Below are 13771 nucleotides of genomic sequence, written 5' to 3'. Positions count from 1 at the left end.
CGGAGAACAACACCTCAGGCTGGAGGAGGAGCTTATTTGTTATAACATCGCAATACCTCCCCTTTTTCTTACTAGATAAGAAATAGAGTTTACTAGAGTAAGTGAGAAGAAAAAAGAATGGAAATAGTTTGAAATGCCTTTGTTTTTGTGTATAATTTTGAATAGAACATGTCGAAAATTGGAGGATTCTTGTTTTGAATAAGCTTTATGTCTTACTAACAGTAATAGTGTGTGGGGCCGCAATCATTATTGGTAATCTACACTGGAATCATAAAATCTCCGCAAAGGCAGAGAAAACGGTAGCTGAAAAAAAGGTCGAGCAAGTGAGTCCTGTTGAAGAGGAAACTTCCTCCGAAAAGAAGGCGATCGATGTGACTGCACTCTCTGCGAATCTACCAAAAGAGGTACAAGAAAAAATAAAAAATGCTGTAAATACAAAGAAGCCTTTACAGTTCGTCATTTATGGTTCAGATTCAACGGCAACAGACAAAGAGGCATGGCCAGAACTTTTCAAGAAACAATTAACCGCATCATATGGTGAAGGAATCTTTAACATAACTGTTCTTTCAGAAGGAACGAAGACATCAAGAGAAGTTGTAGATGAAAAGTCGTATGAACAAGTAAGTAATGCAAAGCCTGACATCATTCTTTATGAACCGCCTATGTTAAAGGATAACGAAAGTGTAATCGGCATTGAAAACACACTTAAAAACATCGAAACGATGATGGACGCATGGAAGGAAGTAAATGAAGATGTAACGATATTCATACAACCTTCAAATCCATTATACAATGCTAATTTTTATCCAAAGCAAGTAAATCAATTAAAAGAATATACAGAAACGAATGACATTGTTTATTTAAACCATTGGGAAAATTGGCCGGAATTAGATGATGAAAAAATGGAAGATTATTTAGCAGATATGGGTGAACAGCCTAGCTTGCCTAATCAAAGCGGGCATAAGGTATGGGCGGATTACCTAACTAAATATTTTATCGGGAAGTAGACAGGGGAGTGCCCTTGTCTATTTTTTTTTGAGCGAATATCCCTTGCAGTAAATTTAATGATGACACTTAATCGTAAAGCTGAAGGAAAAATCAAGTGGTGACAAATCGGAAGCCTAGTCAAGCTTAAAGCTAAGTACTTAAATGAGTGCATAATTTTTTTTTCAAGCTAATGAGCCAAAGCATTTCCTCGAGTAACTTGAACTTTATAAATATTAAAATTGCGTATTAATAAGACTAATCATGCAGAAAATTTACGAAAGATTAACGTTGGTATGCGTAAAATACGATAAAATGAATACGTATCTATAGTAGTTACTTATTAAAGGAGGAGTTATCATGCAAATTAAAAAAGCAATTATTCCTGCAGCTGGACTAGGGACGAGGTTTCTACCAGCAACGAAGGCGCAGCCGAAGGAAATGCTGCCGATTGTTGATAAACCAACCATTCAATATATTATTGAAGAAGCTGTAGCCTCCGGAATTGAAGATATATTAATTGTTAGCGGGCGTGGAAAGCGGGCGATTGAGGATCATTTCGACAAATCGTATGAGCTTGAGGAAACGTTAGCAAATAAGGAAAAGTGGGACATCCTAAACGAAGTTCAGAAAATTTCTGAGCTGGCAAATATTCACTATATAAGACAGAAGGAACCAAAGGGTCTCGGTCATGCGATCTATTGTGCACGAAGATTTATTGGCAATGAGCCATTTGCTGTCATGCTTGGAGATGACATCGTTCAAACAGTAACTGAGCCTTGCTTAAAACAGCTAATCGATGTTTATGACATGTTCCAAAGTACAGTTGTTGGCGTTCAAAAGGTTGCTGAGTCTGAAGTATCTAAGTATGGAATCGTAAGCTATCGAGAGGAATTAGCGCATGATGTCTTTAGAGTCGATGATATGGTGGAAAAGCCAACACCTGAAGTAGCACCTTCTAATAGTGCAATTCTTGGCAGGTATATCCTAACACCTGAAATTTTTGATATTTTAAGTCAGCAAAAGCCAGGAGCTGGTGGGGAAATTCAATTGACAGATGCATTAAAGCAGCTTTCCGCACAACAGCAGGTTTTAGCCTATCACTTTATCGGGAATCGATATGATGTTGGAGATAAGCTCGGTTTTATTAAAGCAACGATAGACTTTTCCTTACAACGAGAAGATATAAAGCATGATTTACTCTTATATTTGGAAGATATCATAGCGAAAAAGAACGTTTAAAAAATGAATGTTGTAGGAGGGGAAACGGTTGAGAATTACGATTGCTGGAACTGGATATGTTGGATTGGTGACAGGTGTTGCTTTAGCAGAAATTGGTCATGAGGTGATTTGTTACGATATTGACGATGAAAAAGTAAACCGATTAAAGGAAGGAATCTCACCTATTTATGAACCAGGAATTGATCAGCTTTTAGTAAAGAACCAGCTTAACAATCGGCTTTCTTTTAGCTCAGATTGTAGTGAGGCATATTCCACCCTTGACATCATTATGATAGCTGTTGGTACACCGGAAAAAGAAGATGGATCGGCTAATTTATCTTATGTGTATCAAGTAGCAAAGGACATTTCAAAATATTTAAATACTCAACAGGCAATTGTTGTGACGAAGAGTACAGTTCCTGTCGGGACAAATCGTAAGGTGAAGCAATGGATTGAAGAAGAGATAGATTTTCACTCGAAAATACATATCGTTTCTAACCCTGAGTTTTTAAGGGAAGGCTCTGCCTTATATGATACCTTTCATGGGGATCGAATTGTCATTGGCAGTGAAGATGAAGAAGCAGCAACAAAAATGGAGGAGCTTTATTCGCCGCTAAATATCCCGATTATCCATACAGATATTGAAAGTGCAGAGATGATAAAATATGCCTCAAATGCATTTTTAGCTACGAAGATTAGCTTTATAAATGAAATCGCGAATATTTGCGAAAAGGTTGGCGCGAATATTGAAGATGTTTCGAAAGGGATTGGAATGGACCAACGAATCGGTTCTAAGTTTTTACAGGCGGGGATTGGATATGGTGGGTCTTGTTTTCCAAAGGATACGAAGGCACTCGTACAGCTAGCAGGTGATGTTAAGCACAGGTTTCATCTTCTAGAAGCCGTTATTAATGTGAACAATAACCAACCGCTCCTATTACTAAAAAAGGCGAGGAATTATGTTGGCTCTTTTAAAGATGTGAAGGTAGCTGTCCTTGGTCTTGCATTTAAGCCAAACACAGACGATATACGGGAATCGGCAGCTTTGGTCGTTTTAAAGCATTTGTTAAATGAAGGTGCACAAGTGAACGTTTACGACCCGATTGCGATTGCAAATGCCCGAAAGGTTTTAGGGAATACTGTTTCTTACTATGAAACGATTGAAGCTGCTATTAAGGACACAGAGATCGTCTTTATTGTCACCGAGTGGAAGCAAGTAAAGGAGTTTCCTTTACGCAACTATCTCGATTTGATGAAAACACCAATCGTTATTGATGGACGAAATTGTTATGAAGTAAAAGAGGCTGCTGCATTGAATATGACCTATTCTTCAATTGGACGTGAGAGTGTTACTGCGTTAAAAATGGAGATAAGTGAATAAGAAAAATTAAAGGCTAGAAAGGATTTTTATCACCTTTTTAGCCTTTTTGTGTGCCTATCATTATGTAGTTTTCTATTAAAAAACCCCGAAAAAAGCCTTTCTTTCATTCGGGGTTTAGAGTAAATGCTAGATTAATATAAGTCTGTTAAAGTTGTGTTTGGATAATAGAATTTCAAGATCTGAGCATAGGTATAACCTTCTCTAGCTTGCTTTTGGGCACCGTATTGGCTCATTCCAACACCATGACCAAACCCTAATCCACTTAAGTGTAGAGTTGTTATAACGCCAAGCTTATCTTTTAACTGTGAAACCTTTTCTTCATCAACAGCAACCGTTCCACCAAGCACATGAATAGTTTTAATTGATTGTTTATAGCCTGTCAAAAAGCTATCAAGTTTTGTACTTAAATCTGCCCCAACTAAGATAAGTGGAGCTTTTTTAGCAGCAGATAAAGATGAGCTTGTTAATGCGTCTGGGAAGTCAGTACCTGTTGCATAAATAACATCAGTTCCGCTAAAGGATCCTTTGAATTTTTCAAGTAATGCAGCTAAAGTACCGTAACGGTTAGAACCTGACAATCTTGCGACATTGCTTTGCACCTGTTGTACTTGTTGATAGGCAGTAGCAGAAACTGCAACAGGTCCACCTAATACATAGGCTGGCTTGCTTGCATGTGTTGAAATGAAGGTTTTGCTAACTGCAGGTAATGAGCTTGCTCTTGTTAACACAATCGCATAGTTATTTAAAGCTGCAATAGAAGAGCTAGCAAGTGCGTCTGCAAAATCTTCTCCAGATGCAACAAATGTACCTGCAATATTTTTGAGACGTTTATTTATTTCAGCATTTGTTTCATAACGATTATCGCCATATACGCGTTGGACATTATTGTCAGCAATTGTACTAATTTGCTTGATTTGCTGAACAACAGTATCAGAAACAGCTGTATTTCCGCCAAGTACAATGACGTTTGTTGCTTTTAAACGAGTAATTTCATTTACAATCTTCGTGCTTAGACTTTTAGAATCTGTCAACAATATAGGAGCATTCCCATATTGATAAGCTAGTGGTCCAGCTGATAAGGCATCTGCATATTGACTTCTTGTTGCAATAAAGACGGTTTTGTATGGATGACTTGAAGAGAAGCCATTCGGATACAATTCCTTTGAAATTTCTATTGAAGTTTCAATTCGATCATCGCCATTAATTCGTTGGATATCTGTTGAAGTCGGTGACGTAATTTGATCGACAAGTGTGCTTTTCATTGTCATTGTTCCGAACATAGAGCGCATTTGCTCAGCAGATATACTTGTTGGCGCATATGTTTGAACCGAAACATTATTTTGTGCATCCTTCACAACATATTGTATCTTAATCTTTCCGCTTTTGATTCGTTTTCCAGGTGTACGTTCTGGATTAATTGAGAACCCTTCGATAGATAAAATTTTCAGATCAGATGTCGATGGCAACTTAAGTTGTGTTTTTAGCCAAGGCTTCATACTATTTCTTGCAATAGCGTCAGCTTCTTGGATTGAACTCCACCATGCACCAGGATTGTTAAGGTCATAACCGTCTAAAGAAATTTGCTTTGACTGAACATCAACAGTCCAGCGTTGTTTTGGATCGAAAGAATCTTCTTTAGCGATTAGATAAGGGAATTCTGCTTGACCCCAAGCTCCATAGGCAGATTCAATGTATCCTCCGTTACTAGAGGTATAGACAGTATCAGCGACTGAGCTTCCGTATTTTAAAATTTTACCTTCCGTTGCATCAACAACTTCCGATATTTTTGTTGCATAATCAGGATCGCCTAATCCACCATATACTTGATTTCCTTGAGTGTCATTCAATTTATAGTTTAGCTTTGCAGCCTTTGAACGCGCTGCAACAGCTTGTGCTTTAAGTGCCTCTCGATCCCAGGATGCTAGCATTTCTTCTGGAACAACACCCTTAATATAATCTTCTAATGGAAGTGTGTTATAAGGACGTACGTATTTTTCAGATGCAACCTTAAATTCGAATGAACCACGATACTTTCTAATTTTCTTTGCATCCGTATTATTCGGATCGTTGATTTGGACGTAACTAGTTGCGTAATTTGTCGGTGTAAGAACTAGATTTCCTTCAACGATTCCCTTTTTCGTGTTATTTACATATAAAACTAGCTTTTTGTTCTCTACCTTTAATGTAAAACTAGTAAGAGATTTTATCAGATTATCATTGTTCGTATTACCAGTTTTGTATTCACCAGATAGTTTAACGTCTAATGAAGTCTTATTCCCTATGTAATTCCGTAATTCAACTGTTACATTCGGTTCGCTCGCAGCATTTACAATCGGCGAAATTTGTAAGATTGATAGCGCAAGGACAACAGCAAGAGCGATCTTTATTAGTTTCTGCATCTAATACCTCCATATAATATATGTCTACTACATTATTTATAACAAAAATAGACAGGAATTTACATAGTCAATATACAGTATAGTTTAGTAGAGACCTTTTACATGAAAAGATGAATGTAATCGATTCAATAGATGTTTAGAACATTATCTTTCCTACTTTTTCTCTCTTTTTTTGACGTTTATTTGAAATTCCACTAATTTTTGTTTTTTGAAATAAAATCTATTTTTTAAACCTAATGTAAAGAAACGATGACAACCTTGTTAAAAATCTCGCATATGGCTAAAAAATAAATCCTTCTGTCCGATAAAGTAAATAGAGGAAAAAATGATATTTATATAACAAAGAAGGGAGGAAAGATAGATTTGAAAGCTTTCATTTCTATTTGTTTTACAGTACTACTCACTTTTAGTTTCATAGTCTTCTCTCATCCTCAGCAAAATGCTGTTGCTAGTGAGGTTTACTTTACTTATTATGCTAAAAATGATTTGGTTGCATATTCCGGGCGGGGACATCAATATTCAAAGGTAGGTACGTTTGATTTTCAAACTTCCTTTCAAGTGAAAAAGGGTAGTATTCGAAATGGCTGGGCTGAAATCAAATTAAATGGTCGAAAAGCTTATGTAGAAAGTAAATGGATCGTCAATAGAAAACCTCAGGCTACCTATTTCAATTACTATCCTAAAGAACCGATTAGCTATTATGCCGGAAGAGGTACAAATACTAAGCGATATGGTTCGATTGCTGAAGATTCCGTTATAAAGATAAGAAAGGGTTCAGTCTTAAATGGTTGGTCTGAAATCCAATATAAAGGAAATTCGTATTATGTGCAGCATAATAAGCTATCAAATAAAGCACCAATTTACTTTACATATTATGCTACAGTGGATTTTACCCTTTACAATGAAAGGCATACAGGTACACCTAAGGTAAGCGTTCCGGTTGATGCTGTTGTTAAAGTAAAAAAGGGAAGTGTTAAAAAAGGCTGGAGCAGGATTGAGTATAACGGAATAAAAGGATATGCGCCATACAGTAATATTTACAAGAACAAAAATGTTTATTTCACCTATTATACGACAACAAATATGCCATACTATAGCTCGACCTCATTTACAAATAAGGTCGGTACTTTACAAACAGGTGTGGGAGTCCTTGTAAAAAAAGGTAGTGTTGCAAATAATAAGGTTCAAATTAAAGTGAATGGAAAGAGCTATTTCGCGCTTTATAATCAAATGGACAATATTACATATAGTAATGTCGATTTGCGAATACCAGCAAATGTAACAGCTGCTGAGATTAATCGGTATATTTCCGCGTATGAGCAAAAAACTGGAAAGAAAAGTGTTTTTCGAGGTCAGGGACAAGCTTTTATTGATGCTGGGAATAAATATGGGGTAAATGCGTTATTTTTAGCGGCAATCGGTATTCATGAATCAGCCTATGGTACGTCAAATTTAGCAATTTCTAAAAACAATTTATTTGGCTTAAAGGCATATGATGCCGCGCCATATGAAAGTGCTTTACGATTCAAATCTGTTGCGGATTCGATTCATTATGAAGCTCAATATGTCAAATTTAATTATATCGATCCGAATGGAACATATTATGGCGGAGCTCCAACACTTGCAGGAATGAACAATAGCTACTCAACTGACGCTAGCTGGCACACGAAAATTGCAAACCATATGAAAAACATCAAGGCATTTGATGCAAAGTATTATGCAACGAAAAAGCCTAATACTAATCGTGTCGGAAATCCAGGGTATCCTGCTGGATCTGACTACTATCCAGCTGATACAGTAGCGAAGGTTAAAAATGGTGCTAAGCTATCCTTGTATCAATCTCCTTCAACATCAGGAGGAAAAAAGGCAACAATTTCGGCAGAAGAAACGTTTAACTTGTTAGAAAAGCGAAACGACTTTTGGGTGAAGGTTAAATATAAAAATAAACTCTATTGGACCAACAGTTTAAAATACTATGAATATACGAAAACAGTTACGGTAACGAATTTAGTACGTGTTGAAACATACAACTACGGCGGGGGAACAACTCCTCTTTATCAAACAGCAAATACATCAAGCGAAGTAATTGCAACTGCTGACAATAATCAATTTGTAACATTGCTGCAAAACCCAAGCGGAAACTTTATTCAGGTTAAAGATTCAAATGGAAAAATTGGTTGGTTAGATAAAAAGTATGCAAAGTTTTCTTTAAAGTAAAAAACGAATAATTTAAATGAAATTAGGAATTAAGACCGCATGCATTTTGGGTCTATTAGACTATGTGTAATTCTATTAAACTTTTTTATTTTATATGATAAGATTAATAATGTTGAATTTTATCAAGAAATGACGAAATAAAGGGGCTTTGTACATGTAGCAAATAAAAATAATGAGTATTCGTGAAAATAGGGACTCTAGAACTAGTTATTTGGTATTTATCTCCTTTTTCTCGTTGGAGGGGATTTAAATTGTGAATTATGAAAAAGGAGGTTATGAAATGAAGAAAGTATTTGTTAGTTTGCTAGCTGTTTTATTATTTATTTCAGTCGGCTTTAATCCTAATGCTAGCTTCATTCAAAAGGCTGAAGCAACGGCTGTTTATTTTGACTATTATGCAAAAGAACCAGTGAGCTTCTATGCCGGCAGAAGTACAGCTACGAAAAGATATGGTTCAATAGCGGAGGATGCTGTTATTAAGGTGAAGAAAGGTTCTGTCATTAACGGGTGGTCCGAAATAAGCTATAAAGGCAGAGCGTATTATGTTCAGCATGATAAATTATCAAATCGTGCCCCAGTTTACTTTACCTATTATGCAGTAACAGATTTTACTCTTTACAATGAAAGACATACGGGAACGCCAAAGGTGAAGGTACCAAAGGACGCAGCTGTAAAAGTGAAGCAGGGAAGTGTGATAAACGGCTGGAGCAGAATTGAATATAAAGGAATAAAAGGCTATGCCCCTTACAGTAATATTACAAAAGAGGCGGCGGTCTATTTCGATTACTATCCAAAAGAGCCGATAAGCTATTACGCAGGTCGTGGAACTAATACGAAAAGATATGGTTCAATAGCAGAGGATACTCCTATAAAGGTTAGAAAAGGCTCTGTCATCAACGGCTGGTCGGAAATCTTATACAGAGGCAATGATTATTATGTTCAACATGATAAGCTATCAAATAAACCACCGGTCTATTTTACTTACTACGCAATTCAGAACTTCACTCTTTATAATGAAAGACATACAGGAACGCCGAAGCTTTCTGTACCTTCAGGAGCAGTAGTAAAGGTGAAGCAAGGCAGCGTGATAAACGGCTGGAGCAGAATTGAATACAATGGTGTAAAAGGGTATGCCCCATATTCCTATATATCAAGTCAAAAGCCAGGATATTTTGTTTATTATGCGAATAAGAAAACAAATATATATACATCAGCAAGTACAAGCTCCAGTGTAAAAAAAGTTATTAGTAAAAATGAACCGATTAAAATTGTAAAAGGCGGCATTAATAATGGCTGGGCAACGATTGCCGATGGCGGTGGTTTTGTCCTTTCGTCAGATATCGTAAATAAAGCCTTCTATTATGCAAGGGAAAGTCTTGCGATGAGAGAATACGGAAATATTAATGCGAAGCAGCTTGCAACGATTCCAAAAGGTACAGAGGTTGACATCATCAATCGCGACCAGCTCTATGAGGATTGGGTAAGAGTTCGCTACAATGGGAAAATTGGTTATGTATCAAGTAACTATTTAACATTGGAATTAGTGGCAAAAGAAACGCCATTGAACAAAACAATTGTGATTGATCCAGGGCATGGTGGACATGATCCAGGTGCAGTTGGAAATGGCTTACAGGAAAAGGATGTAACATTGTCCGTCGGTAAAATAGTAGCTGAAAAACTAAAACAAATGGGTTATGATGTTCATATGACACGTACTGAAGATATCTTTTTAGCACTAAACGAAAGAACAGATTTCGCTTATAGTTTATCTCCAGGTGCATTTGTTAGCTTACATATGAATTCTTTTTCTGATTCTAATGTGAATGGAACTGAAACATATTCTTCAGGTGAAGGAACATCCTTAACTGAAAAGGAAAAAGAAGAAAGTGCGAAGCTTGCTTCCTTTATTCAAGAAAGACTATTGGATGCCATCGATACAAATGATCGTGGAACAAAAGAAGCTGAGTTTTATGTCATTGACAAAAACTATACTCGTTCAGTATTAGTTGAAATGGGCTTTATTTCAAACCCAGATGATGCGAATATCTTTAAAACTGAAAGCGGAAAAGATAAAACAGCTACTGCTATTGCGCAAGGAATTAATGATTTTTATAATTGGAAGAATTAAAACGTTAATAGTAAAGCTAGCGGTCTATGATTTTGATTGCTAGCTTTTCTTTTTATGGTTGTTGATACCTATACTTATTCGATATAATATATTGAGTCTAATTTAGAATCACGAAACTAAAATTAGTAAAACATAAAATAAATTAAATTAAAATGTAATGATTCATTGGAGGAGTCACTTTGGGAAAAATTTCAATAGATCGAGTGAATGAAGCGTACTATGGTGATTTAGGAACCGATTTTAGTAACAAAACAAGGGAAAGAGTCAATTGGATTGTCACCCATGTTGTGGGAAAGAAGATTTTAGACATCGGTTGTTCACAAGGGATAGTTTCCATCTTGCTTGGACGTGAAGGGAAGAAAATTGATGCGATCGATATTTCGAGTGAGTCAATTGACTATGCGAAAAAGGAATTAGAAAAGGAGCACGCTTCTGTACAAGAAACAGTCAATTTTCGAGTGGCGAATTTTATGACAGAGCCGTTTGATAATGATTACGACACTGTATTGTTGACGGAAGTAATTGAGCATATTAGTGATCCAAAATCGTTTTTGGAAAAAGTGAGTCAAACGATCAAGCCAGATGGAAAACTTATCATCACAGTTCCTTTTGGCATCAATGACTTTATTGACCATAAAAGAACGTATTATTACTCTGCATTGGTTGAGCAATTAAAAGACTTTTTCCAAATTGAAGAATTTACATATCTAGGAAAATGGACAGGGGTTATTTGTAAGCTAAAAACAGAGGAAACTCCATCTTATTACACTGAACAAGCTGTAAAAGACCTAGAACAAGCCTTTTATCAAGTCGAACGGGAATACATAAATCGTATTAAAAGTGATTTGGAGCAAATGAATGACCTGAAATCACAATTAAAGACGAAAACTGAAGAAAATGATGAAGTAAACGAATTAAAAATAGTAAATAAGACTTTAAGAAATACGATTGACGAAAAAGAAGATTTAATTAGACAACTGCAAATTGAAACAGTTGAGCTATTGAATAGAGAAGAAACAGCATTAAAAGCTGCTCTAGTCAAACAGAATAAAATTGATGAGTTAAATAGACAAATTTCTGTATTGGAGCACAGATATAAAGTAATTAGAAAGTCACGGTTCGGACGGGTTCAAGTGAAATATTGGGAATTGAAGAGAAGATTGAAAAAAATTGTTGGAAGAGGTAAGAAATAATGCTGAAACAAGATATCCTAAAGCGTTTAGAAAAAATCCAAGAAATTCGAGCTAATAAACTTGGTTATGAATCACCCAAAGTAACGACTCGGAAAAACGAACAGGCTCTCTACGAAAAAGGGATAAGTATTATTTTACCATCATATAAAGGTGAAAAAACAATTTTAAAGTGTTTAGAGTCTTTAGTGAATCAAACACTCGATGCTTCTCTTTTTGAGGTCATATTAATTATAAATGGTGAAAAAGATCAAACTGAGGAATTAGTGGCAAATTTTATCAATGAACGAAATATCCAAAATATAAAGGTTGTTGTACTTGAAGAAGCAGGTGCTTCAATTGCAAGAAATAAAGGAATTAAACTAGCATCTCGCCAATATTGTACATTTATCGATGATGATGATTATGTCTCTGATAACTATTTAGAAGAAATGTATAAGCTTGCTAACCAAAATACAGTTGTTATTTCCCAAATTTATAATGTTGAAGAGAATGGGAATATTCAATCTTCTAATGTAATCAATCGACAAATCTTAAAATCATTTGTTAGCAATCAAACACCTTATGAAAAGCTTCATACTGTGTTAACGATTAATGCTTGTAAGCTTATTCCGACGATGTATGTGCAAAAATACCAATATGATGAAAGCCTACATAGTGGGGAAGATATTGTATTTTTCACAGAGTTAGTTGTAAAAAATGATTTAAATTATGTTGTTGTTCCTTATACGAAAAAAGCAGTGTATTACCGTACATTAAGAGACAATTCGATTTCACGTCAAGCGATGACATTCGATTTCAACGTAAATCAACGTGTAGCAGTTATTTCTCGTTTAAATGAATTGCTTGAAAGTGACGAAATAACACCTACTAAAGAGGACTTCGTCAAACGCAAAATAAATGCGCAAGGGTCCTTCATTCAAAAATACTATGAAGAACATAAAGATGAATATCAAACAATTATTGATGAGATATCATCTAAGAAATTAATCTATTTCCCATACACGCTATTAAATGAAGATAAAGTAGAGCAATTAATTATTTCATATTGCTTCCCACCATATAACGATACTGCTGGAAACGTTATGGCAAAACGAATGAGAGAATCTGGCATGGTATCGGATGTCGTTTATAATATGATGGATAAAGTTCGAAAAACGAATGTATCTCTTAACCAAATGGTTGATGATTTAATAAATGTTCGTTTGCCTATTAATTCACAAACGAGCTTCTCTCATTGGGCCCACATTAAGAAATTTGTCGATTTAGGTATGGAAGGTATCGATGAGCTTGTTGAAAAGAATGGTGTTCATAAGCAAGTATTTAGTCGTGCTATGTGGGCAGCTTCACACTTTTTAGCGTTCGAATATAAACGGAAATATCCTGAAACAAAGTGGATTGCGGAATTTTCTGACCCACTTCTGTATGATATTGAAGCGAAAAAGCGACATGTTGATATAACGGATCAGTCTTATTTGAAAAATTTAGAGGAAATGGTGAAAAAGACTGGCTTACCTTTCCCAAATGATAATAATCTATTTTTCTGGTGTGAGTATTTACCGTTTCTATTTGCGGATGAGTTAATATTCACAAATCAAAATCAATATCAATATATGATGGATGTCTTTCCTATCGAAGGAATTAAAGATTTTGTAAAAGACAAAGTAACGATTGAACCACATCCAACACTACCAGAACGTTATTATTACATTGAAGATTATGAGTATCCATTACTTTCTGATGATCATGTCAATGTTGCGTATTTTGGTAACTTCTATAGCAAGCGTAATCTGAATGATTTATTTGAAGGGTTAAAGTTTGCCAAGGATGAGGTGAAGGATCGTGTTTTAATTCATGTCTTCACTGCAAAGCCTGCTGAATTGGAAGCACAGCTAAAAGATGATCCATTAGAGGATAGCATTATTGTAAATGGATTTGTTGATTTCTATAAATTCCTAAATTTATGTACGAAATTCGATTGCTTAGTTGTAAATGATTCAACAACGAAAGATAATAAGCCAATTAATCCATATCTACCATCGAAATTAAGCGATTATAAAGGCAGTGGCTCAGATATTTGGGGAATCTTTGAGGAAGGTAGTATTTTAAGTCAAAGTAAGGATGCGACTTATTTATCACCTTTAAATGATGCAAAAGCAGCTGCAATGACATTTGAAAAAATGGTTGAGAAAAAATTTCCTACTAATCAACAGTAATGAAGGAAGCTGTTTTTCAATCCTGACAAAGAACT

The 13771-nt window shown here is 35.5% G+C and carries 8 protein-coding genes; 7 read left to right on the top strand and 1 reads right to left on the bottom strand.

What is annotated here, in order from left to right; genetic code table 11:
- The first annotated feature begins 194 nt into the window (after positions 1-194).
- From ACTJJ9_RS06270 to ACTJJ9_RS06260, 3 genes are all read left to right on the top strand, one after another.
- Positions 195-1007, top strand: coding sequence for an SGNH/GDSL hydrolase family protein (locus ACTJJ9_RS06270; protein ID WP_095299724.1), 813 nt, complete (start codon positions 195-197; stop codon positions 1005-1007).
- A 337-nt stretch (positions 1008-1344) separates the two neighbouring features.
- Positions 1345-2226 (top strand): UTP--glucose-1-phosphate uridylyltransferase GalU, encoded by an 882-nt coding sequence (gene galU / locus ACTJJ9_RS06265; RefSeq protein ID WP_145581331.1) that lies wholly within the window; start codon positions 1345-1347, stop codon positions 2224-2226.
- A 28-nt stretch (positions 2227-2254) separates the two neighbouring features.
- Positions 2255-3586, top strand: a complete 1332-nt coding sequence (locus tag ACTJJ9_RS06260; protein ID WP_145581330.1) for a UDP-glucose dehydrogenase family protein — start codon at positions 2255-2257, stop codon at positions 3584-3586.
- Between the two features lie 131 nt (positions 3587-3717).
- On the opposite strand, the gene ACTJJ9_RS06255 is transcribed toward ACTJJ9_RS06260, so the two are convergent.
- Positions 3718-5985 (bottom strand): cell wall-binding repeat-containing protein, encoded by a 2268-nt coding sequence (locus ACTJJ9_RS06255; protein ID WP_145581329.1) that lies wholly within the window; start codon positions 5983-5985, stop codon positions 3718-3720.
- A 363-nt stretch (positions 5986-6348) separates the two neighbouring features.
- Here ACTJJ9_RS06255 and ACTJJ9_RS06250 point away from each other — a divergent pair, with 363 nt between their 5' ends.
- From ACTJJ9_RS06250 to ACTJJ9_RS06235, 4 genes are all read left to right on the top strand, one after another.
- Complete coding sequence (locus ACTJJ9_RS06250) at positions 6349-8202, top strand: SH3 domain-containing protein (protein WP_145581328.1); 1854 nt, start codon at positions 6349-6351, stop codon at positions 8200-8202.
- Between the two features lie 280 nt (positions 8203-8482).
- Positions 8483-10330, top strand: a complete 1848-nt coding sequence (locus ACTJJ9_RS06245; protein ID WP_145581327.1) for an N-acetylmuramoyl-L-alanine amidase — start codon at positions 8483-8485, stop codon at positions 10328-10330.
- Between the two features lie 179 nt (positions 10331-10509).
- A complete protein-coding gene (locus ACTJJ9_RS06240; RefSeq protein ID WP_186324160.1) occupies positions 10510-11523 on the top strand; it encodes a methyltransferase domain-containing protein in 1014 nt (337 codons plus the stop codon).
- Positions 11523-13736 (top strand): glycosyltransferase, encoded by a 2214-nt coding sequence (locus ACTJJ9_RS06235; protein WP_145581325.1) that lies wholly within the window; start codon positions 11523-11525, stop codon positions 13734-13736. Before ACTJJ9_RS06240 ends, ACTJJ9_RS06235 begins: the two co-directional genes overlap by 1 nt.
- Positions 13737-13771: the final 35 nt, after the last annotated feature.

The organism is Metabacillus sp. 22489 (assembly GCF_052044855.1).
Taxonomy (GTDB): Bacteria; Bacillota; Bacilli; order Bacillales; family Bacillaceae; genus Metabacillus; species Metabacillus niabensis.
Note: the sequence above shows the minus strand (reverse complement) of the source record. Positions and strands in the feature narration are given on the sequence as shown.

Bases quoted from the DNA above. Each gene is read 5' to 3' on its own strand.
- ACTJJ9_RS06235 (WP_145581325.1), top strand. From the start codon at position 11,523: ATGCTGAAACAAGATATCCTAAAGCGTTTAGAAAAAATCCAAGAAATT.
- ACTJJ9_RS06245 (WP_145581327.1), top strand. From the start codon at position 8,483: ATGAAGAAAGTATTTGTTAGTTTGCTAGCTGTTTTATTATTTATTTCA.
- ACTJJ9_RS06255 (WP_145581329.1), bottom strand. From the start codon at position 5,985: ATGCAGAAACTAATAAAGATCGCTCTTGCTGTTGTCCTTGCGCTATCA.
- galU (WP_145581331.1), top strand. From the start codon at position 1,345: ATGCAAATTAAAAAAGCAATTATTCCTGCAGCTGGACTAGGGACGAGG.